Source organism: Streptomyces seoulensis (assembly GCF_022846655.1).
GTDB lineage: Bacteria > Actinomycetota > Actinomycetes > Streptomycetales > Streptomycetaceae > Streptomyces.
In genome coordinates this window covers 1,900,132-1,922,591 of the sequence record NZ_AP025667.1, presented here as the reverse complement: position 1 = coordinate 1,922,591, position 22,460 = coordinate 1,900,132, and the positions used below count along the sequence as shown (strand labels likewise).

At 67.2% G+C, this 22,460-nt stretch carries 16 protein-coding genes, 3 rRNA genes and 1 pseudogene; 6 read left to right on the top strand and 14 right to left on the bottom strand.

Annotated elements, in window-relative coordinates:
- Window positions 1-30: 30 nt before the first annotated feature.
- The 6 genes and pseudogenes from HEK131_RS08820 to HEK131_RS08795 form a co-directional block, all read right to left on the bottom strand.
- The gene (locus tag HEK131_RS08820) at window positions 31-897 is read right to left on the bottom strand and encodes a hypothetical protein (protein ID WP_432215693.1); all 867 of its coding nucleotides are present in this window, start codon (window positions 895-897) and stop codon (window positions 31-33) included.
- Between the two features lie 21 nt (window positions 898-918).
- Window positions 919-2,346 (bottom strand): annotated as a pseudogene (locus HEK131_RS30265) (hypothetical protein); the annotation flags it as partial.
- 95 nt (window positions 2,347-2,441) lie between these two features.
- Window positions 2,442-2,558, bottom strand: a 5S ribosomal RNA gene (gene rrf / locus HEK131_RS08810).
- Window positions 2,559-2,663: 105 nt separating this feature from the next.
- A 23S ribosomal RNA gene (locus HEK131_RS08805) occupies window positions 2,664-5,785 on the bottom strand.
- A 292-nt stretch (window positions 5,786-6,077) separates the two neighbouring features.
- Window positions 6,078-7,603: ribosomal RNA gene (locus HEK131_RS08800) — 16S ribosomal RNA — on the bottom strand.
- The 16S, 23S and 5S rRNA genes sit together here, the layout of an rRNA operon.
- 603 nt (window positions 7,604-8,206) lie before the next feature.
- Window positions 8,207-8,848: a DNA-3-methyladenine glycosylase gene (locus HEK131_RS08795; protein ID WP_244334296.1), complete on the bottom strand. Its 642-nt coding sequence runs from the start codon at window positions 8,846-8,848 to the stop codon at window positions 8,207-8,209.
- A 102-nt stretch (window positions 8,849-8,950) separates the two neighbouring features.
- On the opposite strand from HEK131_RS08795, the gene HEK131_RS08790 reads away from it, so the two are divergent.
- From HEK131_RS08790 to HEK131_RS08780, 3 genes are all read left to right on the top strand, one after another.
- A complete protein-coding gene (locus HEK131_RS08790; protein ID WP_217461499.1) occupies window positions 8,951-9,733 on the top strand; it encodes a sporulation protein in 783 nt (260 codons plus the stop codon).
- A gap of 41 nt (window positions 9,734-9,774) precedes the next feature.
- The gene (locus tag HEK131_RS08785; RefSeq protein ID WP_244334295.1) at window positions 9,775-10,314 is read left to right on the top strand and encodes a YbhB/YbcL family Raf kinase inhibitor-like protein; all 540 of its coding nucleotides are present in this window, start codon (window positions 9,775-9,777) and stop codon (window positions 10,312-10,314) included.
- A 145-nt stretch (window positions 10,315-10,459) separates the two neighbouring features.
- Complete coding sequence (locus tag HEK131_RS08780) at window positions 10,460-10,969, top strand: HNH endonuclease (protein WP_217461501.1); 510 nt, start codon at window positions 10,460-10,462, stop codon at window positions 10,967-10,969.
- A 68-nt stretch (window positions 10,970-11,037) separates the two neighbouring features.
- Here HEK131_RS08780 and HEK131_RS08775 read toward each other — a convergent pair whose 3' ends face one another.
- The 3 genes from HEK131_RS08775 to HEK131_RS08765 form a co-directional block, all read right to left on the bottom strand.
- Window positions 11,038-11,997, bottom strand: coding sequence for an SPFH domain-containing protein (locus tag HEK131_RS08775; protein ID WP_030815656.1), 960 nt, complete (start codon window positions 11,995-11,997; stop codon window positions 11,038-11,040).
- Window positions 11,998-12,145: 148 nt separating this feature from the next.
- Entirely contained in the window at window positions 12,146-12,577 is a 432-nt protein-coding gene (locus tag HEK131_RS08770) for an NfeD family protein (RefSeq protein WP_161148239.1), read from the bottom strand.
- A gap of 75 nt (window positions 12,578-12,652) precedes the next feature.
- On the bottom strand, window positions 12,653-13,444 hold the full coding sequence (locus HEK131_RS08765; protein WP_217461502.1) for an ABC transporter ATP-binding protein: 792 nt from the start codon (window positions 13,442-13,444) through the stop codon (window positions 12,653-12,655).
- Window positions 13,445-13,593: 149 nt separating this feature from the next.
- On the opposite strand from HEK131_RS08765, the gene HEK131_RS08760 reads away from it, so the two are divergent.
- Window positions 13,594-14,382 carry a hypothetical protein gene (locus tag HEK131_RS08760; protein WP_244334294.1) on the top strand — a complete coding sequence of 263 codons (789 nt, stop codon included), beginning with the start codon at window positions 13,594-13,596 and terminating at the stop codon, window positions 14,380-14,382.
- Window positions 14,383-14,388: 6 nt separating this feature from the next.
- Here the strand turns inward: HEK131_RS08760 and HEK131_RS08755 are convergent, their stop codons facing one another.
- Both HEK131_RS08755 and HEK131_RS08750 read right to left on the bottom strand, forming a co-directional pair.
- Window positions 14,389-15,030, bottom strand: a complete 642-nt coding sequence (locus tag HEK131_RS08755) for a response regulator (protein WP_217461504.1) — start codon at window positions 15,028-15,030, stop codon at window positions 14,389-14,391.
- On the bottom strand, window positions 15,023-16,168 hold the full coding sequence (locus tag HEK131_RS08750; protein WP_244334293.1) for a GAF domain-containing sensor histidine kinase: 1,146 nt from the start codon (window positions 16,166-16,168) through the stop codon (window positions 15,023-15,025). Before HEK131_RS08750 ends, HEK131_RS08755 begins: the two co-directional genes overlap by 8 nt.
- Window positions 16,169-16,673: 505 nt before the next feature.
- On the opposite strand from HEK131_RS08750, the gene HEK131_RS08745 reads away from it, so the two are divergent.
- Complete coding sequence (locus HEK131_RS08745; RefSeq protein ID WP_244334292.1) at window positions 16,674-17,411, top strand: transglycosylase SLT domain-containing protein; 738 nt, start codon at window positions 16,674-16,676, stop codon at window positions 17,409-17,411.
- An 85-nt stretch (window positions 17,412-17,496) separates the two neighbouring features.
- On the opposite strand, the gene HEK131_RS08740 is transcribed toward HEK131_RS08745, so the two are convergent.
- A complete protein-coding gene (locus HEK131_RS08740; protein WP_244334291.1) occupies window positions 17,497-20,013 on the bottom strand; it encodes an ABC transporter ATP-binding protein/permease in 2,517 nt (838 codons plus the stop codon).
- A 287-nt stretch (window positions 20,014-20,300) separates the two neighbouring features.
- On the opposite strand from HEK131_RS08740, the gene serB reads away from it, so the two are divergent.
- Entirely contained in the window at window positions 20,301-21,524 is a 1,224-nt protein-coding gene (serB, locus tag HEK131_RS08735; RefSeq protein WP_217461508.1) for a phosphoserine phosphatase SerB, read from the top strand.
- A gap of 67 nt (window positions 21,525-21,591) precedes the next feature.
- Here serB and HEK131_RS08730 read toward each other — a convergent pair whose 3' ends face one another.
- A complete protein-coding gene (locus HEK131_RS08730; RefSeq protein ID WP_217461509.1) occupies window positions 21,592-22,110 on the bottom strand; it encodes a SixA phosphatase family protein in 519 nt (172 codons plus the stop codon).
- A gap of 80 nt (window positions 22,111-22,190) precedes the next feature.
- Window positions 22,191-22,388: a hypothetical protein gene (locus tag HEK131_RS08725; RefSeq protein WP_244334290.1), complete on the bottom strand. Its 198-nt coding sequence runs from the start codon at window positions 22,386-22,388 to the stop codon at window positions 22,191-22,193.
- Window positions 22,389-22,460: the final 72 nt, after the last annotated feature.

Genomic DNA, 22,460 nt, shown 5'->3' with positions numbered 1-22,460 from the left:
GGGGTCCCGCCCTTCTTCATGTGCCGAGGATCAGTCCTCGGTGTTCCGCTCGGTGGTGTCCTTGATCTCGACGACCTTGGGCTCCACTGCCTCGACGGCCTCGGACTCGACGGCCTCGACCTCAGCGGCCTCCGGCTCGGTGGCCTCGGGCTCGTCGTGGGTCGTCGTGTCCTCGTCGACCACGACCGTCACGACGGTCTCGTTCTCGGCGTCGTCCTCGTCCATGGCGTCGACGAACTCGACACCGTCCAGCTCGGCGAGCCGGTCGGAGGCGTCCGTGCTGCCGTCCCGGTCGGCCTCGATGGCCTTGGCGAACCACTCCCGCGCCTCGCCCTCGCGGCCGACGGCCAGCAGGGCGTCCGCGTAGGCGTAGCGCAGGCGGGCGGTCCAGGGCTGGATGGAGTTGGAGGCCAGCTCCGCGCTCTGGAGCGTCACGATGGCCGCGTCCAACTGGTCCATGTCACGCCGGGCACCGGCGGCGACGAGCCGCATCTCGACCTGGCCGGCCTTGTCCAGCTTCTGCACCTCGGGGGCACCGGCCATGTCCAGCGCCTTCTCCGGACGGCCGAGCCCACGCTCGCAGTCGGCCATCACGGGCCACAGCTCGGTGTTGCCCGTCATCCGGCGCGCGGCACGGAACTCGGCCAGGGCCTCGCTGTACTTCTGCGTGGCGTACGCCGCGAAGCCGGCGGCCTCACGGACAGCGGCCACACGGGACGCCAGACGCAGGGCCACCCTGGAGTAGCCGTAGGCGCCCTCGGGGTCCTCGTCGATGAGCCGGGCGACCATCACCAGGTTCCTGGCGACGTCCTCCGCGAGCGTCTTCGGGAGGCTCTGGAGCTCCTGGCGGACGTCCTTGTCGATCTCGTCGCCGGTGACGTCCTCGGGGATCGGCAGCCGCTTGATCGGCTCGCGGTCGCGGTCCCGCTCGTCACGGAAGCGGCCACCACCACGGCGGTCGTCGCCGCCGCGCCGGTCGTCCCGGCGGTCGTCGCGGCCACGGAAGCCACCACGCTCGCCCGGCCGGGCGCCACGGTCGTCGCGGCCACGGAAGCCACCACGGTCGCCACCCCCACGGTTGTCATCGCGACGGAACCCGCCACGGTCGCCACCGCGGTCGTCACGACGGAACGAGGGACGGTCCCCGCCACCACGGTTGTCGTCACGGCGGAACGGCGGACGGTCGCCGGAACGCTCGTCGCGGCGGAAGGACGGACGGTCGCCGGAGCGGTCGTCGCGGCGGAAGCCACCACGGTCGTCGCTACGACGGTCATCACGACGGTCGTCGCGGCGGAAGTCGCCACCACGGTTGTCATCACGACGGAACGGCGGACGCTCGCCGCCGCCACGGTTGTCGTCACGACGGAAGGACGGACGGTCGCCGGAACGCTCGTCGCGGCGGAAGCCACCACGGTCGTCGCCACGGCGGTCATCACGACGGTCGTCGCGGCGGAAGTCGCCACGGCTGTCGTCACGACGGAACGAAGGACGGTCCCCGCCACCACGGTTGTCATCACGGCGGAACGAGGGACGCTCGCCGCCACCACGGTTGTCATCACGACGGAACGGCGGACGGTCGCCGGAACGCTCGTCACGACGGAAGGGAGGACGGTCGCCGCCACCACGGTTGTCATCGCGGCGGAAGCCGCCACGGTCGCCACCGCGGTCGTCACGACCCCGGAAGCCACCACGGTCGTCGCCACGGCGGTCGTCGCGGCGGAAGTCGCCACGGCTGTCGTCACGACGGAACGAAGGACGGTCCCCGCCACCACGGTTGTCGTCGCGGCGGAACGGCGGACGCTCGCCGCCACCACGGTTGTCGTCACGACGGAAGAACGGACGGTCGCCGGAACGCTCGTCACGGCGGAAGCCACCACGGTCATCGCCACGGCGGTCGTCACGGCGGAACTCGCCACGGCTGTCGTCACGACGGAACGAAGGACGCTCGCCGCCACCACGGTTGTCATCACGACGGAACGAGGGGCGGTCGCCGCCACCACGGTTGTCGTCACGACGGAAGGACGGACGGTCGCCGCCGCGGTCGTCACGGCCGCGGAATCCACCACGGTCGCCGGCCCCGCGGCTGTCGTCACGGCGGAAGCCGCCGCGGTCATCGCCACGACGGTCGTCGTCACGGCGGAAGGACGGGCGGTCGCCGCGGTCGCCACCACGGCTGTCACCGCGGTCGTCACGGCGGAAGGAGGGACGGTCACCGCCACGGCGGTCGTCGCCACGGTCGTTGGACCGTCGCGGAGCGCCGCGGTAGCCGCCACGATCACCACGGTCACCACTGTCCCGTCGCCGCTGATCGCGCTCCGGTCGGTCGTCGGGAGAGTTGGTGGACATCGGGTGACTCCTGTCTTCGGGTACTACAAGCATTGTAAAAACAAAAGGACCCCTGGTCCCAGCTGAACGCTGGGACCAGGGGTCCTCCAAAGATTGTTCGGCGGCGTCCTACTCTCCCACAGGGTCCCCCCTGCAGTACCATCGGCGCTGTGAGGCTTAGCTTCCGGGTTCGATATGTAACCGGGCGTTTCCCTCACGCTATGACCACCGAAACCCTAATGGTTTCGAGCGAACAAGCACACTTTTTACTTGTGAGTTCAGCTCTGAACCGGCAACTGTTCGTTGCCTCAGAACATACACAGTGGACGCGAGCAACTGAGGACAAGCCCTCGGCCTATTAGTACCAGTCAACTTCACCCGTTACCAGGCTTCCATATCTGGCCTATCAACCCAGTCGTCTACTGGGAGCCTTACCCTCTCAAGGAGGTGGGAATACTCATCTCGAAGCAGGCTTCCCGCTTAGATGCTTTCAGCGGTTATCCCTCCCGAACGTAGCCAACCAGCCATGCCCTTGGCAGGACAACTGGCACACCAGAGGTTCGTCCGTCCCGGTCCTCTCGTACTAGGGACAGCCCTTCTCAATATTCCTACGCGCACAGCGGATAGGGACCGAACTGTCTCACGACGTTCTAAACCCAGCTCGCGTACCGCTTTAATGGGCGAACAGCCCAACCCTTGGGACCGACTCCAGCCCCAGGATGCGACGAGCCGACATCGAGGTGCCAAACCATCCCGTCGATATGGACTCTTGGGGAAGATCAGCCTGTTATCCCCGGGGTACCTTTTATCCGTTGAGCGACGGCGCTTCCACAAGCCACCGCCGGATCACTAGTCCCGACTTTCGTCCCTGCTCGACCCGTCGGTCTCACAGTCAAGCTCCCTTGTGCACTTACACTCAACACCTGATTGCCAACCAGGCTGAGGGAACCTTTGGGCGCCTCCGTTACTCTTTAGGAGGCAACCGCCCCAGTTAAACTACCCATCAGACACTGTCCCTGATCCGGATCACGGACCCAGGTTAGACATCCAGCACGACCAGACTGGTATTTCAACGACGACTCCCCCTGAACTGGCGTCCAGAGTTCACAGTCTCCCAGCTATCCTACACAAGCCGAACCGAACACCAATATCAAACTGTAGTAAAGGTCCCGGGGTCTTTCCGTCCTGCTGCGCGAAACGAGCATCTTTACTCGTAGTGCAATTTCACCGGGCCTATGGTTGAGACAGTCGAGAAGTCGTTACGCCATTCGTGCAGGTCGGAACTTACCCGACAAGGAATTTCGCTACCTTAGGATGGTTATAGTTACCACCGCCGTTTACTGGCGCTTAAGTTCTCAGCTTCGCCCTGTCGAAACAGAGCTAACCGGTCCCCTTAACGTTCCAGCACCGGGCAGGCGTCAGTCCGTATACATCGCCTTACGGCTTCGCACGGACCTGTGTTTTTAGTAAACAGTCGCTTCTCGCTGGTCTCTGCGGCCACCCCCAGCTCACCGAGTAAATCGGATCACCAGTGATGGCCCCCCTTCTCCCGAAGTTACGGGGGCATTTTGCCGAGTTCCTTAACCATAGTTCACCCGAACGCCTCGGTATTCTCTACCTGACCACCTGAGTCGGTTTAGGGTACGGGCCGCCATGAAACTCGCTAGAGGCTTTTCTCGACAGCATAGGATCATCCACTTCACCACAATCGGCTCGGCATCAGGTCTCAGACTATGTGTTGCCCGGATTTACCTGGACAACGTCCTACACCCTTACCCCAGGACTACCATCGCCTGGGCTGGACTACCTTCCTGCGTCACCCCATCACTCACCTACTAACCGCTTGGGCCGGCGGCTCCACCACTTTCCTTTCCCCGAAGGGTCCGGAACGGCTTCACGGCCTTAGCATCACGATGCTCGATGTTTGACGCTTCACAGCGGGTACCGGAATATCAACCGGTTATCCATCGACTACGCCTGTCGGCCTCGCCTTAGGTCCCGACTTACCCTGGGCAGATCAGCTTGACCCAGGAACCCTTAGTCAATCGGCGCACACGTTTCTCACGTGTGTATCGCTACTCATGCCTGCATTCTCACTCGTGAACCGTCCACAACTCGCTTCCGCGGCTGCTTCACCCGGCACACGACGCTCCCCTACCCATCACAGCACCCGTTGGGGCTTATTGCTGCAATGACACGACTTCGGCGGTACGCTTGAGCCCCGCTACATTGTCGGCGCGGAATCACTAGACCAGTGAGCTATTACGCACTCTTTCAAGGGTGGCTGCTTCTAAGCCAACCTCCTGGTTGTCTCTGCGACTCCACATCCTTTCCCACTTAGCGTACGCTTAGGGGCCTTAGTCGATGCTCTGGGCTGTTTCCCTCTCGACCATGGAGCTTATCCCCCACAGTCTCACTGCCGTGCTCTCACTTACCGGCATTCGGAGTTTGGCTAAGGTCAGTAACCCGGTAGGGCCCATCGCCTATCCAGTGCTCTACCTCCGGCAAGAAACACACGACGCTGCACCTAAATGCATTTCGGGGAGAACCAGCTATCACGGAGTTTGATTGGCCTTTCACCCCTAACCACAGGTCATCCCCCAGGTTTTCAACCCTGGTGGGTTCGGTCCTCCACGAAGTCTTACCTCCGCTTCAACCTGCCCATGGCTAGATCACTCCGCTTCGGGTCTTGAGCGTGCTACTGAATCGCCCTATTCGGACTCGCTTTCGCTACGGCTTCCCCACACGGGTTAACCTCGCAACACACCGCAAACTCGCAGGCTCATTCTTCAAAAGGCACGCAGTCACGAGATATGTGCAAGCACATATCCGACGCTCCCACGGCTTGTAGGCACACGGTTTCAGGTACTATTTCACTCCGCTCCCGCGGTACTTTTCACCATTCCCTCACGGTACTATCCGCTATCGGTCACCAGGGAATATTTAGGCTTAGCGGGTGGTCCCGCCAGATTCACACGGGATTTCTCGGGCCCCGTGCTACTTGGGTGTCTCTCAAACGAGCCGCTGATGTTTCGACTACGGGGGTCTTACCCTCTACGCCGGACCTTTCGCATGTCCTTCGCCTACATCAACGGTTTCTGACTCGTCCTGTCGCCGGCAGACGACAGAAGAGAGATCCCACAACCCCGTACACGCAACCCCTGCCGGGTCTCACACGTATACGGTTTGGCCTCATCCGGTTTCGCTCGCCACTACTCCCGGAATCACGGTTGTTTTCTCTTCCTGAGGGTACTGAGATGTTTCACTTCCCCTCGTTCCCTCCACACTGCCTATGTGTTCAGCAGCGGGTGACAGCCCATGACGACTGCCGGGTTTCCCCATTCGGAAACCCCCGGATCAAAGCCTGGTTGACGGCTCCCCGGGGACTATCGTGGCCTCCCACGTCCTTCATCGGTTCCTGGTGCCAAGGCATCCACCGTGCGCCCTTAAAAACTTGGCCACAGATGCTCGCGTCCACTGTGCAGTTCTCAAACAACGACCAGCCACCCATCACCCCGAACCCTTACGGTTCGAGTGCACTGGGGCCGGCGACTGAGGAAATCCATTCCCTCAGACACCCAACAGCGTGCCCGGCACTCCCCCTGCCCTTTCCGTTCCACGCCGAAGCAGTACTAGGAGAAAGTCAGTGAAGTGTGCCGAATAATCAACGTTCCACCCATGAGCAACCAGCATCGAACATTCGCCGATGTACTGGCCTCTGGACCGCTAGGCGGCCTAGAAGTGCTCCTTAGAAAGGAGGTGATCCAGCCGCACCTTCCGGTACGGCTACCTTGTTACGACTTCGTCCCAATCGCCAGTCCCACCTTCGACAGCTCCCTCCCACAAGGGGTTGGGCCACCGGCTTCGGGTGTTACCGACTTTCGTGACGTGACGGGCGGTGTGTACAAGGCCCGGGAACGTATTCACCGCAGCAATGCTGATCTGCGATTACTAGCAACTCCGACTTCATGGGGTCGAGTTGCAGACCCCAATCCGAACTGAGACAGGCTTTTTGAGATTCGCTCTACCTCACGGTTTCGCAGCTCATTGTACCTGCCATTGTAGCACGTGTGCAGCCCAAGACATAAGGGGCATGATGACTTGACGTCGTCCCCACCTTCCTCCGAGTTGACCCCGGCAGTCTCCTGTGAGTCCCCATCACCCCGAAGGGCATGCTGGCAACACAGAACAAGGGTTGCGCTCGTTGCGGGACTTAACCCAACATCTCACGACACGAGCTGACGACAGCCATGCACCACCTGTACACCGACCACAAGGGGGGCACCATCTCTGATGCTTTCCGGTGTATGTCAAGCCTTGGTAAGGTTCTTCGCGTTGCGTCGAATTAAGCCACATGCTCCGCTGCTTGTGCGGGCCCCCGTCAATTCCTTTGAGTTTTAGCCTTGCGGCCGTACTCCCCAGGCGGGGAACTTAATGCGTTAGCTGCGGCACCGACGACGTGGAATGTCGCCAACACCTAGTTCCCACCGTTTACGGCGTGGACTACCAGGGTATCTAATCCTGTTCGCTCCCCACGCTTTCGCTCCTCAGCGTCAGTAATGGCCCAGAGATCCGCCTTCGCCACCGGTGTTCCTCCTGATATCTGCGCATTTCACCGCTACACCAGGAATTCCGATCTCCCCTACCACACTCTAGCTAGCCCGTATCGACTGCAGACCCGAGGTTAAGCCTCGGGCTTTCACAATCGACGTGACAAGCCGCCTACGAGCTCTTTACGCCCAATAATTCCGGACAACGCTTGCGCCCTACGTATTACCGCGGCTGCTGGCACGTAGTTAGCCGGCGCTTCTTCTGCAGGTACCGTCACTTTCGCTTCTTCCCTGCTGAAAGAGGTTTACAACCCGAAGGCCGTCATCCCTCACGCGGCGTCGCTGCATCAGGCTTTCGCCCATTGTGCAATATTCCCCACTGCTGCCTCCCGTAGGAGTCTGGGCCGTGTCTCAGTCCCAGTGTGGCCGGTCGCCCTCTCAGGCCGGCTACCCGTCGTCGCCTTGGTGAGCCATTACCTCACCAACAAGCTGATAGGCCGCGGGCTCATCCTTCACCGCCGGAGCTTTTAACCGCAGACCATGCGATCCGCAGTGTTATCCGGTATTAGACCCCGTTTCCAGGGCTTGTCCCAGAGTGAAGGGCAGATTGCCCACGTGTTACTCACCCGTTCGCCACTAATCCCCACCGAAGTGGTTCATCGTTCGACTTGCATGTGTTAAGCACGCCGCCAGCGTTCGTCCTGAGCCAGGATCAAACTCTCCGTGAATGTTTACCGGTAATCCGGTGCACACACACGAGAGCGGAACCATCGGAGGAATAGTCCGATGGTTCACAGCGTCCTCGCTGTGTTTATTTCAAAGGAACCTCGTCCCGGTCGTGATGACCGGAGACGGGGTATCAACATATCTGGCGTTGATTTTTGGCACGCTGTTGAGTTCTCAAGGAACGGTCGCTTCCTTTGTACTCACCCTCTCGGGCTTTCCTCCGGGCTTCCCTTCGGTGTTTCCGACTCTATCAGATCGTTTTCTGATCCGATTTCCTCGGTGCTTTCCAGGTTCTCGCTTTCGCGTTTCCCTTTCCGGCGGTTCCGACTCTATCAGATCCTTTCGGCGTCTGATTCCCAGTCGGATTGGGATTGCCTTGGGCTTTTCGGCTCTCGCCGTTCGGCCTTTCGACATTCACTACGTTAGCCGATCTCCGCCGCGCCTCATAATTGAGTCTCGCGGAGTCGAATTCGAACGTGCGGGCACGCCGAAATCATCCCCGCCAGGGGAAGTCGTAGGTAGTGGGTTGGCCGCTTCCGGCTGCAGGCGATTGCCGTACCCGGTTCAAGCGACTCGGGCTACATTACGCACGTTCCAAGGGTGAGTCAACGTGACCTGCGTCTCGGTACGTGGGGCCGGTAGGGACTCACGGTGGGGTCGTCGGCGACCCAGAAGCGCCAGGGGTGGACTCCCCCGTCGCCGGCCACTCCGGTCCTCGGTCCACTGCGTACCTGCTCGGACGGGACGGGCGTGCCCGCGAGGATGCGCAGCGGGGTCTCCCCCGGGGTGCAGGCGTCCGTGCCGTCGAGCGCGCGGTCGACGTCCAGGGCGGTCGCCAGCCGGGCCGGGCCCTTGGCCAGTTCCTTGTCATTGCGGGCCGAAAGCCGGCGTTCTCGGGCGAGCTCGGCGCCCTCGACGATCTCGCCCGCACGGAGCAGGACACCGCTCGCCGTGCCCTCGGGGCCGCAGACGAGGTTCATGCAGTGCCACATGCCGTAGGTGAAGTAGACGTACACATGTCCGGGCGGACCGAACATCACCTCGTTGCGGGGGGTGCGGCCGCGGTAGGCGTGCGAGCCGGGGTCGTTCGGGCCGTCGTACGCCTCCACCTCCGTGAGGCGGAGGACTGTCGGACCGTCGGGGGTCGTGCGGATCAGGAGGCGGCCGAGGAGGTCGGGGGCGACCTCCAGTACGGGACGGTCGAAGAACTCCCGCGGCAGTGGCGTACGGTCCGGGGGCGTGATCATGCCCTCCGAGGGTAGTGCAGCCCGCGTCGGCGTCCCCGCGGAACCGGTTAGGGCCGTTTCGCGTTTGTACGGGTCGAGGGTCCATTCGTAAAGGGAGAGTCAATGGCGTTCAAGAAGCTGCTCGCGAGCCTGGGGGCCGGGGGCGCCTCCGTCGAGACCGTGCTGACCGAGGTCAACGTGGTGCCCGGCGGTGTCGTCCAGGGTGAGGTCCGTATCCAGGGCGGCTCGGTCAACCAGAACATCGAGGGCCTGTCCGTAGGCCTGCAGGCCAGGGTCGAGGTGGAGGGCGGCGACCAGGAGTACAAGCAGGACGTCGAGTTCACCAAGGTGCGGCTCGGCGGCGCCTTCGAGCTCCAGGCCGGCGCGGTGCACGCGGTGCCGTTCGGGCTGGAGATCCCCTGGGAGACGCCCGTCACGGTGATCGACGGGCAGGAGCTGCGCGGGATGCACATCGGGGTGACGACCGAGCTGCAGATCGCCCGCGCGGTGGACTCCTCCGACCTGGACCCGATCCACGTGCACCCGCTGCCGGCGCAGAAGGCCTTGCTGGACGCCTTCATCCAGCTCGGCTTCCGCTTCAAGAACGCGGACATGGAGCGCGGCCACATCCGGGGCACCCGGCAGCAGCTCCCGTTCTACCAGGAGATCGAGTTCTACCCGCCGTCGCAGTACCGGGGCCTGAACCAGGTCGAGGTCAGCTTCGTGGCCGACGAGAACGCGATGGACGTCGTGCTGGAGATGGACAAGAAGCCGGGGCTGTTCAGCGAGGGCTCGGACACCTTCCGCTCCTTCCAGGTGGGCCTGCACGACTTCCACACCACCGACTGGGCGGCGTACCTCAACCAGTGGCTGTCCGAGGTCGGCAGCAAGCGGAACTGGTTCTAGGCTCGAAAGCCCGAACGGAACGATCAGCAGGAGGTATCGACGTGACCGAGCTCAAGCGGCGGCCGCTCCCCCATGACTTCCATCCGCCCGTGCCGTCGTTCACGGTGACGAGCGAGGACGTCACCGAGGGCGGGACGCTGAAGGGCGCCCAGGTCCAGGCGGAGGGGAACACCTCTCCGCGGCTGAGCTGGTCCGGCTTCCCGCCGGAGACCAAGAGCTTCGCGGTGACCTGCTTCGACCCGGACGCGCCGACCGGCAGCGGATTCTGGCACTGGGTCGTCTTCGACATCCCGGCGTCCGTGACGGAGCTGCCGACGGGTGCGGGCAGCGGCGAATTCGCCGGGCTGCCCAAGGGTGCCGTGCAGGCGCGCAACGACTACGGCGCGCCGGGGTTCGTCGGCGCGGCCCCGCCGCCCGGCGACGGTCCGCACCGGTACGTGTTCACCGTGTACGCGGTGGACGAGGAGAAGCTGGGGATCGGCTCCGACGCCACTCCGGCCGTCGTCGGCTTCAACCTGCGCTTCCACACGCTGGCGCGTGCCCAGCTCATCGGGGAGTACGAGGTCCCCGCGCAGGGCTGAGTTGTCCCTTCGGTGTTTGCCCGCCCCTGGTCTTGGAATTGATCAGGGGCGGGCGTTTTTTATTTCGTTGTCCATCTCGATGCGCCCGTCCAGAGTTGATCCAGGTCCGCCGGGGGTGCGGACAGGCGCACGGGAGGTGGGCGGGATGCGTGGCACGTTGGTCCTGAACGCGAGTTTCGAGCCGCTGTCGACGGTGACGGTGAACCGAGCCGTGGTACTGGTGCTCCAGGACAAGGCGGTGGTGGAGCAGGCGCACGCCGGGCTGCGGATGCGCGGCACGCTGGTGGACATGCCGGCACCGAGGGTGATCCGGCTGTGCAGATACGTAAGGGTGCCGTTCCGAAGACAAGCGCCATGGTCGAGGCGGGGTGTGCTGGTGCGGGACCGGCACCGGTGCGCGTACTGCGGGCGGGCGGCGAGCACGGTGGACCACGTGGTGCCGCGGGCGCAGGGGGGTGCGGACTCCTGGCTGAACACGGTGGCGTCCTGCGCGGAGGACAATCACCGTAAAGCCGACCGGACACCGCTGCAGGCGGGGATGCCGTTGCTGCGGCAGCCGTTCGAGCCGACACCGGCGGACGCGATGCTGCTGGCGCTGGGGTCGGACGACTTCGCCGCGCTGCCGGAGTGGCTGGCGCCACCCGCGGCCGCGTAGGCCGTACATGACAGCGGGGCCCGCTCTCCCTTGCCGGGAGAGCGGGCCCCTTGCCGTGCCGGGTGGGCTCAGTCGATGGTCGGCCGCTCGCGGCGGTCGGTGCCCGTGCCCTTGTTCTGCTGAGGTACGGAGCCGCCGCCCCCGCCTCCGCCGAAGTTGCCGAAGTTGCCCATGGCTCCGGAGAGGCCCTTGAGGGCGTCGCCGATCTCGCTGGGGACGATCCAGAGCTTGTTGGCGTCGCCCTCGGCGATCTTCGGGAGCATCTGGAGGTACTGGTAGGAGAGGAGCTTCTGGTCCGGGTCGCCGGCGTGGATGGCCTCGAAGACGGTGCGGACGGCCTGGGCCTCGCCCTCGGCGCGGAGCGCGGCGGCCTTGGCCTCACCCTCGGCGCGCAGGATCTGGGACTGCTTCTCGCCCTCGGCGGTGAGGATGGCGGCCTGCCGGGTTCCTTCGGCGGTGAGGATCGCGGCGCGCTTGTCGCGGTCGGCGCGCATCTGCTTCTCCATCGAGTCCTGGATGGAGGTGGGCGGCTCGATGGCCTTCAGCTCGACGCGGTTGACGCGGATGCCCCACTTGCCGGTGGCCTCGTCCAGGACGCCGCGCAGGGCCGCGTTGATCTCCTCGCGGGAGGTCAGGGTCCGCTCCAGGTCCATGCCGCCGATGATGTTGCGCAGCGTGGTGACGGTGAGCTGCTCGATCGCCTGGATGTAGCTGGCGACCTCGTAGGTGGCGGCTCGGGCGTCGGTGACCTGGTAGTAGATGACGGTGTCGATGTTGACCACCAGGTTGTCCTGGGTGATCACCGGCTGGGGCGGGAACGGCACGACCTGTTCGCGCAGGTCGATGCGGTTGCGGATGGTGTCGATGAACGGGACGACGATGTTGAGGCCCGCGTTCAGGGTGCGCGTGTAACGGCCGAAGCGCTCGACGATCGCGGCGCTCGCCTGTGGGATGACCTGGATGGTCTTGATCAGGGCGATGAAGACCAACACCACCAGAATGACCAGGACGATGATGACCGGTTCCATCGTGTTTCCCCGTATCCCCTCTCCGCATCGGTGCGCGCGGCGGATGTCGTGGCTGTGAAAGATCTTTCCGGTCGAGTCTGACAGACCGTCCGGCAACTCGTGAGCTGTTCGGTCCAGTTGAGTCGTGCGAGGTCAGGTCAGCGATCCGTCAGATGACGATCGCGGTGGCCCCCTCGATGTCCACGACGTCCACCTCCTGGCCGACGTCGTAGGCGCGGGCGGTGTCGAGGGCGCGGGCCGACCAGATCTCCCCGGCCAGCTTGACGCGTCCGCCGGAGCCGTCGACCCGTTCCAGGACGACGGCCTGTTTTCCCTTCAACGCGTCGATCCCCGTGGGCAGATGGGGGCGCCTGCTGCCGTGGCGGGCCGCGATGGGACGGACCACGGCGATGAGCGCGACGGAGACGACCACGAAGGTGAGGACCTGGACGACGACACCGAAGCCGAGTCCGGCCGCGCCCGCGGCCACCAGGGCTCCGGCCGCGAGCATGCCGAACTCGGGCATGGCGGTGACGACGAGCGGGATTCCGAGGGCGACGGCAACGACGAGCCACCACACCCATGCGTCTATGTCGTTCACCCGGTCATGGTAGGTCCGGGTGTCATGCCGCCGACAGGGTGCGAACGGACAGTTACGCCTCGGGGGAGGGCGCGGTCAGCCCAGCGGGAGGCCGCGCGCGGTCCAGCGCTCGCCCGCCTGCTCGACGACGAGGGGGAGGCCGAAGCAGCGGGAGAGGTTGCGGGAGGTCAGTTCCAGCTCGATCGGTCCGGCGGCGAGCACCTTGCCCTGGCGGATCATGAGGACGTGGGTGAAACCGGGGGCGATCTCCTCGACATGGTGGGTGACCATGATCATGGAGGGGGCGATCGGGTCGCGGGCGAGGCGGCCGAGGCGGCGGACCAGGTCCTCGCGGCCGCCGAGGTCGAGTCCGGCGGCGGGCTCGTCGAGGAGCAGCAGCTCGGGGTCGGTCATCAGGGCGCGGGCGATCAGGGTGCGCTTGCGCTCGCCCTCGGAGAGGGTGCCGAAGCGGCGGTCGAGGAAGTCGCTCATGCCGAGGCGGTCGAGGAAGGCGCGGGCGCGCTGCTCGTCGATGTCCTCGTACTCCTCCTGCCAGCCGGCGGTCATGCCGTAGGCGGCGGTGAGGACGGTCTGCAGGACGGTCTGGCCCTTGGAGAGCTTTTCGGCCATGGCGATGCCGGCCATGCCGATGCGGGGGCGCAGTTCGAAGACGTCGACCTTGCCGAGGGTGTCGCCGAGGATGGTGGCGGTGCCCGTGGTGGGGAAGAGGTAGCTGGACGCGACGTTCAGGAGGGTGGTCTTGCCGGCGCCGTTGGGGCCGAGGATGACCCAGCGCTCGCCCTCCTTGACCGACCAGGAGACCTGGTCCACCAGAGCCCGGCCCTCACGGACCACGGATACGTCCTGAAGCTCCAGAACATCGCTCATGAGCGCGTTGTCTCCCCTTGCGTTGTGGCCGGTCTCGGCTGTCGCGTACGCCTGTGGCTCGGTCGCCGCGCCGATGGGCGCAGCCCATATGAAATCTACGCCACGAGTGCCCCGCTCCATTCCATCGGTCCGGTCCTTAGGGTGGGGGCATGCTCACGGAACCGCGTTCAGGACGCCTCGCCGCTTGGGGAAATGCCCTATTGGCCGGACTTGTCTCGCCGGATGACGCCGTACTCGCCGCTGTGGGAGAGGACGCGGTGCACCGGGTCGCCGGGCTGCCCGGTGAGAACGGGGTGGTGGGGCTCACGTTGGCGCTCGGGCGGCTGCGGGCGCTCGGGGTGAGCGGGCTGCGGGTGGCGCTGCCGGCGCCGGGGCATCCGCTGGGGCTGAGCGGTCCGCCGGAGTTCAACGCGCGGGCGCTGGGCGCCGGGGAGGCGGTGCTCTGCACCGGGGCCGCCTTCGGGCTGGTGCCGGAGGTGCACGAGGCGGGGCCCGTGGGCGACGTGCACGCGGAGGTGGTGTGGCACGTCCTGCCGGTGCGGGAGGCGCCGCCCGCCGACGTCCCCTCTCTCGGTGAGGCGGAACGGGAGCTGGCGGAGGCCCTGCGGGAGGCGACCGAGGTGCTGTCGCGGCTGGACGTGGCCGGGTCGGGACCGGTGGCCGCGGCGGCGATCGACGCCTACCGGGCGCGGGCCGAGCGGGACGGGGAGGTGCTGGCGCCGGGGTATCCGCCGCGTGCGGCACGGGTGTTGGAGCTTGCCGGGCGGGTGGGGCTGCTGGTCTCGCTGGCCCAGGAGCGGGGGCACGGCGGTGCGGTCAGCGCCTCGGAGATGGGTGCCCGCGCCGAGGCGTTGCGCCCGGTGGAGCGGACGGCCCGGCGGGCGCGGGTGGCGGCGTACAACTCCGTCGTGGAGGAGCGGGAGCGGGGGGTGCGCTGAGGGGGTTCAGCCGCTCGCCTCGTGGCGTACGGCCCACAGCGCGGCCTGGGTGCGGTCGGCGAGGTCGAGTTTCATCAGGATGTTGGAGACGTGCGTCTTGACGGTCTTCTCGGAGAGCACCAGGGCGCGGGCTATCTCCCGGTTGGAGCGTCCGTCGGCGATGAGCCCGAGCACCTCGCGCTCCCGCTCGGTGAGCGAACCCCCCCTCCCCTGACCTGAGTTGGTGCCCTCCTGGGTGAGGAGGGCGTCGGCCACCTCGGGCTGGAGCAGGATGTGGCCGGCGTGCACGGAGCGGATGGCGGCGGCCAGGGCGTCGGGGTCCACGTCCTTGTAGACGTACCCGGCGGCGCCCGCGCGCAGGGCGGGGACGACGGTACGGCGCTCGGTGAAGCTGGTGACGATCAGCACGCGGGCGGGGTTGCCGAGTTCCCGGAGCTTGCGCAGTGCGTCGATGCCGTCCATGCCCGGCATGCGGACGTCCATCAGCACCACGCCGGGCCGCAGCTCCTCGGCGCGGGCGACTCCCTCGGCGCCGTCGGCCGCCTCGCCGACGACCTCGATGTCGTCCTGCACCTCCAGGAAGGTGCGCAGGCCGCGGCGGACGACCTGGTGGTCGTCGACGAGCAGCACCCTGATCGGGTCAGCCACCGGGCACCTCCATCTCGATCTCGGTGCCCTTGCCGGGCGCCGATTCCACGGTGAGCGTGCCGCCGGCCCCGCTCGCCCGGTCCCGCATGGAGACCAGGCCGAGGTGGCGTCCGGCACGGCGGACGGCGGTGGGGTCGAAGCCGCGGCCGTCGTCGGTGACGCGCAGGACGGCTCCCCGGCCGCGCCGCTCCACGTCGACGTGGACGTGCTCGGCGCCGGAGTGGCGCAGGGCGTTGTGCAGGGCCTCCTGGGCGACTCTCAGCAGGGCTTCCTCCTGGGCGGCGGGCAGTGCGCGGAAGCCATGGCCGGTGAAGGTGACGCGGGCCGTGTGGGCGCGGTCGAGGACCTGGATCTGGGTGCGCAGGGTGGCGAGCAGTCCGTCCTCGTCCAGGGCGGCGGGGCGCAACTCCACGACGGCGGCGCGCAGTTCCTCGGCGGCTTCGGCGGCGAGGGCGGCGACCTGGTGGAGTTCGCCCTTGGCGCGGGCGGGGTCGCGGTCGACGAGGGCGGTGGCCGCCTGGGCGGTCAGGCGCAGGGAGAACAGCTTCTGGCTGACGGCGTCGTGGAGTTCGTGGGCGAGGCGGGAGCGTTCCTCGGCGATGGTCAGCTCGCGGCTGCGTTCGTAGAGGCGGGCGTTGGTGAGGGCGATGGCGGCGTGCTGGGCGAGGATGCCGAGCAGGGCCTGGTCCTCCTCGGTGAAGCCGCAGCCGCCCTGGGGCTTGGGGCAGTTCTTGTTGGCCAGGAACAGGGCCCCGATGGTCTCGTCCCCGTCCCGGATGGGGAGGCCGAGGAAGTCGGCCAGCTCGGGGTGGGCGTCGGGCCAGCCCTCGAAGCGGGGGTCCTCGCGTACGTCGCCCAGGCGCACCGGGCGGCCCTCGCGCAGCATCGCCGCGAGGATGCCGTGCTGGCGGGGCAGCGGGCCGATGGCCTTCCACTGCGCGTCGCCCACCCCGTCGACGACGAACTGGGCGAAGCCCCCGTGGTCGTCGGAGACGCCGAGGGCCGCGTACTGGGCGTCGAGCAGCTCGCGCGCGGAGGCGACGATCGTCTTGAGGACGTCGCGCACCTCCAGGTGCCTGCTCATGGCCAGCAGCGCGGCGCTCACCGCGGCGAGCCCGGACCGGGGACCTTGACTCATGCACCTCACGGTACCGGCGGGCCGTGACGGCCGGATCGGCCTGTGGACAGCGGTCACCGGGCCGCTGGGCCTAGGGCGGCGGACGTAGGGCCACGGGGACCGCGCGGAGGAGGTAGAACGCGCGCGGGCGGGCGGGCAGGCGCACGGAAAAGGGGTGGCCAGAACGTTTGCTAACGCAGAGCGGCGTGCCATTACCTCTGGGTGACATGAGGCCCGTTCCGGTGTGAGCCCTCGCATAGGGCGCACATCACTTACGAACGGACATAGGAGACAGACCACCCCGGTATGAACGGGGCGGATATGCTGATCTGTCCCGTTTTAACCAGACCTGATCCACTACCCGGCTTCGTACGTCACATCATTGCCAGGGCATTTTGCGGCCGCTAAGAATTGCTCATGTCGCTCAGCGCCGCGGGTCACCCCGCGGCGTTCGTGCTGGAGGAACCGATTCCCCCGGCGGACGCGAGAGCGACCTCCGCGCTCACTCGAAGAGGTCCATCAAGCCATGCCTAAGAAGATCCTGAATCGTCGTCTCAGTCGCCCGCTCGACAAGTTCTCCGCGCTGAACAAGCAGCACAAGATCGCCATCGCCGGCGTCAGCACCCTCGGTGCCGCCGCCATCGCCCTGTCGGCCATCCCCGGCGGCGCCACGACCGTGGCCACCGGCGTCCCGGCCGCCTCCACCAAGCAGGTGGCCGCCGAGCACAGCCAGGTCCGTGACCTCGGCTCCACGCTCAGCAGCCCGCTGACGGGCGAGAAGGTCAAGCTCGACGCCCTCAAGGCGAAGCAGAAGGCCGCCGCCGCGAAGCAGCACGCCGCCGACGCCGCCAAGAAGAAGGCCGCCGAGTCGCGCTCCGCCAAGGAGACCGCGAACCGGTCCGCGAAGCGTCCCCAGATGGAGACGGTCGCGGCGAAGACCTACAAGAACAACCTCGACGGCTGGATCCGCCAGTCGCTCGACATCATGCACGCCAAGGGCATCCCGGGCAGCTACCACGGCCTGCACAAGAACATCATGCGGGAGTCCTCCGGCAACCCGCGCGCCATCAACGGCTGGGACATCAACGCCATCAACGGCATCCCGTCCAAGGGCCTGCTCCAGGTGATCCCGCCCACGTTCGCCACGTACCACGTGAAGGGCACCTCGAACGACATCTACGACCCGGTCGCCAACATCACCGCCGCCGCCAACTACGCGGCGCACCGGTACGGCTCGATCGACAACGTCAACAGCGCGTACTGAGGTCGGCGCGGACCTCTGAGACGCGGAAGGGCGGCACCCCGAACGGGGGTGCCGCCCTTCACGTGACTCTCGGAACGAAACGCCGCTACTTGCGCATGACCTCGGGCTCGTGCCGCCGCAGGAAACGCGAGACGAGGAAGCCGCAGGCCACCCCGAGCGCGATCAACGCGATCATGTCCAGGCTCCAGGCCGCCGCCGAGTGGTTCCACAGCGGGTCGGTGCTGGTCGGGTCATCGCTGTTCGGCGCGATGTCGTTGAAGTCCAGCGTGGTGCCGGCCGCGGCCACCGCCCAGCGGGACGGCATCAGGTACGAGAACTCGTTGACACCGGGCGTGCCGTGCAGGGTGAACAGGCAGCCGGTGAACACGACCTGGATGATCGCGAACATCACCAGCAGCGGCATGGTCTTCTCGGCGGTTTTCACCAGCGAGGAGATGACCAGGCCGAACATCATCGAGGTGAAACCGAGCGCCATGACCGGCAGGCAGAGCTCGAACAGCGTCGAGCCGCCGAAGACGACGCCCCGGTCCGGGATCTCCCGGCTGGCGAAGCCGATCAGGCCCACCATCAGTCCCTGGAGCACCGTGACGGCGCCCAGGACGACCACCTTGGACATCAGGTAGGCCGAGCGGGACAGGCCGGTCGCGCGCTCCCGTTCGTAGATCACCCGCTCCTTGATCAGCTCGCGGACCGAGTTGGCCGCGCCCGCGAAGCAGGCGCCGACCGCGAGGATCAGCAGGACGGTCGTCGCCGTGCCGTTCGGCACGTGTATGCCGGTCCTGGGGTTGACCGGGTTGACCAGCAGCCCCTTCTCGTGGTCGATCAGCAGGCTGACCGCGCCGAGGACGGCCGGCAGGATCACCGTCAGCGCCAGGAAGCCCCTGTCCGAGCCGATGACCGCCACGTACCGCCTGACCAGCGTCAGCAACTGGGAGCCCCAGCTCTGCGGCTTGGGCGGCTTGACCGCCTGCGGCGGGGGCGCGGTGACGGACTGCGCGGCGACCGCGTCGAGGTCGGCGGCGTACATCTGGTAGTGCTGCGAGCCCTTCCAGCGGCCCGCCCAGTCGTAGTCGCGGTAGTTCTCGAAGGCGGAGAAGACGTCGGCCCAGGTGTCGTAGCCGAAGAAGTTCAGCGCCTCCTCCGGCGGGCCGAAGTAGGCCACCGCGCCGCCCGGCGCCATCACCAGCAACTTGTCGCAGAGCGCGAGCTCGGCGACGGAGTGGGTGACGACCAGGACCGTGCGGCCGTCGTCGGCGAGGCCGCGCAGCAACTGCATGACATCGCGGTCCATGCCAGGGTCCAGGCCCGAGGTCGGCTCGTCCAGGAAGATCAGCGAGGGCTTGGTCAGCAGCTCCAGGGCCACCGAGACGCGCTTGCGCTGGCCGCCGGAGAGGGAGGTGATCTTCTTGCCCTTGTGGATGTCGAGCTTCAGCTCGCGCAGCACCTCGTCGATGCGGGCGTCGCGCTCCGTGGGCGTGGTGTCGGCGGGGAAGCGCAGCTTGGCCGCGTACTTCAGCGCCTTCCGTACGGTCAGCTCCTTGTGCAGGATGTCGTCCTGCGGGACCAGACCGATGCGCTGGCGCAGCTCGGCGAACTGCTTGTACAGGTTCCGGTTGTCGTAGAGCACCTCGCCCTCGTTGGCGGGGCGGTAGCCGGTGAGCGCCTTGAGCAGGGTGGACTTGCCGGAGCCGGACGGGCCGATGACCGCGATCAGGGACTTCTCGGGGGCGCCGAAGGAGACGTCCCGCAGGATCTGCTTGCCGCCGTCGACCGTGACGGTGAGGTGGCGGGCGGAGAAGGACACCTCACCGGTGTCGACGAACTCCTCGAGGCGGTCGCCGACGATACGGAAGGCCGAGTGGCCGACACCGACGATGTCGTCCGGGCCGAGCACGGCGGTGCCGCCCTTGGCGATCGGCTGACCGTTGACGTAGGTGCCGTTGTGCGAGCCGAGGTCGCGGATCTCGAAGCGGCCCTCGGGCGTCGTCTGGAACTCGGCGTGGTGCCGGGAGACCTGGAGGTCGGAGACGACGAGGTCGTTGTCCAGCGAACGGCCGATGCGCATGACATGGCCGAGGGCGAACTGGTGGAACGTGGTCGGGCTGCGGTCGCCGTGGACCGGCTGCTCCGCCTGGCCGTGGCCGCCGCCCTGCTGCTGCGGGAAGGCCGGGGCCTGCTGCGGGCCGCTGTGCCACTCGGGGCTCTGCGGCTGGGCGGGCGGACCCGGCTGGGCGGCGGCCTGCGGCACGGCCTGCGTCTGCTGGGCCCAGGTCGCGGACTGGGCCGCGTACGGTGCGCCCTGCCCCGCGTCGGCGGCCGTCAGGTTCAGGCGCGGTCCGTCGGTCGCGTTGCCGAGGTGCACGGCCGAGCCGGCCCCCAGCTCCGTCTGGCCGACACGGTGACCCTGCACGAAGGTGCCGTTGGTGCTGCCGTGGTCCTCGATGACCCAGGTGTGGCCGTTGAAACGGACCGTGGCGTGTCGCCAGGACACCCTGGCGTCGTCGAAGACGATGTCGCCCTGCGGATCACGTCCGAGGGCGTAGGACCTGGACGGATCGAGCGTCCAGGTCCGTCCGTTTGTTTCCAGTACGAGTTCCGGCACTCCATGCCCCACTGAGTTGTCCCCCGAATTGCCCCCGACACGGGGAGTCTAGGGATGTCGAACATCGTGGGGAACTATTCCAGGCGCGGGCGCCCAACTGGTAGTCGGGCGGGTGTGCGTGGACGGTTCGGGGGGCGGATACCGGTGCGGAGGGGGGTAATTGACCGCGAGCCGGAGGAGGGACCCGGACCGCCGGCCCTCCCCGCCCCCTCGCCCCGCCGCGGCACCGTCCGGTTGGCGGACCTGTCGGGCGGGGGGTGCGGGGTGCCGGATACGGTGGTGGGACCATGAGCGCTTCGCAGACCGTCGCTTCGCAGCCCGAAGACGTCCCCACTCTTCTTGTCAAGATCTTCGGCAAGGACCGGCCCGGCATCACGGCCGGGCTCTTCGACACCCTTGCCGCCTTCCAGGTCGACGTGGTCGACATCGAGCAGGTCGTCACCCGTGGCCGGCTGGTGCTGTGCGCGCTGGTCACGCAGCCCGCGGAGGGACTGGAGGGTGACCTCCGCTCGACCGTCCACAGCTGGGCCGAGTCGATGAAGATGCAGGCCGAGATCATCTCGGGCCACGGGGACAACCGGCCGCGCGGTGTCGGCCGCTCCCTGGTGACGGTGCTCGGGCACCCCCTGACCGCCGAGTCGACGGCCGCCATCGCGGCGCGGATAGCCGAGGCGGGCGGCAACATCGACCGGATCTTCCGGCTCGCCAAGTACCCCGTGACGGCCGTGGAGTTCGCCGTGTCCGGCGTGGAGACGGAGCCGCTGCGCACGGCGCTGGCGGCGAGCGCGGCGGCCCTGGGCGTCGACATCGCCGTGGTCTCGGCGGGACTGCACCGGCGGGCGCAGCGGCTCGTGGTCATGGACGTGGACTCGACCCTCATCCAGGACGAGGTCATCGAGCTGTTCGCCGCGCACGCGGGCTGTGAGGCCGAGGTCGCCGAGGTGACGGCGGCGGCGATGCGCGGGGAGCTGGACTTCGAGCAGTCGCTGCACGCGCGGGTGGCGCTGCTGAAGGGGCTGGACGCCTCGGTGGTGGACAAGGTCCGCGAGGAGGTCCGGCTGACGCCGGGCGCGCGGACGCTGATCCGCACGCTGAAGCGCCTGGGCTACCAGGTCGGCGTGGTCTCCGGCGGCTTCACCCAGGTCACCGACGCCCTGCAGGACCGGCTGGGGCTGGACTTCGCGCACGCCAACACGCTGGAGATCGTCGACGGGAAGCTGACCGGCCGGGTCACCGGTGAGGTCGTGGACCGGGCGGGCAAGGCGCGGCTGCTGCGCCGGTTCGCCGCCGAGGCGGGGGTGCCGCTGTCGCAGACGGTGGCGATCGGTGACGGTGCCAATGACCTGGACATGCTGAACGCGGCGGGTCTGGGCGTGGCCTTCAACGCCAAGCCGGTCGTCCGCGAGGCGGCGCACACGGCGGTGAACTTCCCCTTCCTCGACACCGTGCTCTACCTGCTGGGCGTCAGCCGGGAAGAGGTCGAGGCGGCCCAGACCCACGACGAGGACTGACCCCGAGGAGACGGCGTACGTCGGGCCCGGAACCTCGGTGGTTCCGGGCCCCGCGCATGTCCACAGGTCACTCGGAGGGCGCCCAGTAGTCCACCAGCGTCGCCTTGCCCGGCTCCAGGTCCTTCCAGTCGCCGTCGAAGGTCAGTACGGCGAAGGCGGACGTGGGGAAGCCGCGCCGGTTCATCCGCTCGCGGGCGTCGCCCTCGGCGGTCCCGGCGAGGATCTCGGTCAGGTTGTGCACGCCGGGGTTGTGGCCGATGAGGATCACGTCCCGCACGTCGTCCGGGGTCTCGTTCAGCACGGCGATCAGCTCGCCGGGCGAGGCATCGTAGACCCGGTCCTCGTAGACCGTTTTCGGCCGGTGATCCAGCTCGTGCACGGCGAGCTTCCAGGTCTCGCGGGTGCGCAGCGCGGTGGAGCAGACGGCCAGGTCGAAGGGGATGCCGGTGTCGGCCAGCCTGCTGCCTGCGACGGGGGCGTCCGTGCGGCCGCGGTCGGCGAGCGGGCGCTCATGGTCGGAGACCTGGGGCCAGTCGGCCTTCGCATGGCGGAAGAGGACGATCCTGCGGGGTTCAGCGACGCTCATGTCACCCAGCTTCGCATGAAACAGGCCACCTGGCGCAGGGAGTTGACATGCGGATTCACCAGTACGAGCGGGGCTGCGGCTCAGTGCGCGACGAGCTGCCGGGCGCGCTCCACGACCTGCGCGAGCGCCGGGTCCCCGCTCGCCGCGTGGGCGTCCGACGGGTTCATTATGAGCATCAGCAGCGCGACGAAGGCGAGCGTGGGAAGCGCCAGCGCCCACCAGGGCAGGCGGGTGGCGGCAGGGGCGGGGCGGGGCCGGGTGTGGGCGGGTACCGGCATGGTCGCCTCCGTCGCTCGTGGGGCCGTCCGGGAACCTCTGTCCCGGTACCCCTCGAAGCTACGTGCTCACCC

What these genes read in the sequence shown, in the direction of transcription:
- HEK131_RS08795 (WP_244334296.1), bottom strand. Translation starts at nt 8,848, where the DNA reads ATGATCACGCCCCCGGACCGTACGCCACTGCCGCGGGAGTTCTTCGAC.
- HEK131_RS08790 (WP_217461499.1), top strand. Translation starts at nt 8,951, where the DNA reads ATGGCGTTCAAGAAGCTGCTCGCGAGCCTGGGGGCCGGGGGCGCCTCC.
- HEK131_RS08780 (WP_217461501.1), top strand. Translation starts at nt 10,460, where the DNA reads ATGCGTGGCACGTTGGTCCTGAACGCGAGTTTCGAGCCGCTGTCGACG.
- HEK131_RS08775 (WP_030815656.1), bottom strand. Translation starts at nt 11,997, where the DNA reads ATGGAACCGGTCATCATCGTCCTGGTCATTCTGGTGGTGTTGGTCTTC.
- HEK131_RS08765 (WP_217461502.1), bottom strand. Translation starts at nt 13,444, where the DNA reads ATGAGCGATGTTCTGGAGCTTCAGGACGTATCCGTGGTCCGTGAGGGC.
- HEK131_RS08760 (WP_244334294.1), top strand. Translation starts at nt 13,594, where the DNA reads ATGCTCACGGAACCGCGTTCAGGACGCCTCGCCGCTTGGGGAAATGCC.
- HEK131_RS08750 (WP_244334293.1), bottom strand. Translation starts at nt 16,168, where the DNA reads ATGAGTCAAGGTCCCCGGTCCGGGCTCGCCGCGGTGAGCGCCGCGCTG.
- HEK131_RS08745 (WP_244334292.1), top strand. Translation starts at nt 16,674, where the DNA reads ATGCCTAAGAAGATCCTGAATCGTCGTCTCAGTCGCCCGCTCGACAAG.
- serB (WP_217461508.1), top strand. Translation starts at nt 20,301, where the DNA reads ATGAGCGCTTCGCAGACCGTCGCTTCGCAGCCCGAAGACGTCCCCACT.
- HEK131_RS08730 (WP_217461509.1), bottom strand. Translation starts at nt 22,110, where the DNA reads ATGAGCGTCGCTGAACCCCGCAGGATCGTCCTCTTCCGCCATGCGAAG.
- HEK131_RS08725 (WP_244334290.1), bottom strand. Translation starts at nt 22,388, where the DNA reads ATGCCGGTACCCGCCCACACCCGGCCCCGCCCCGCCCCTGCCGCCACC.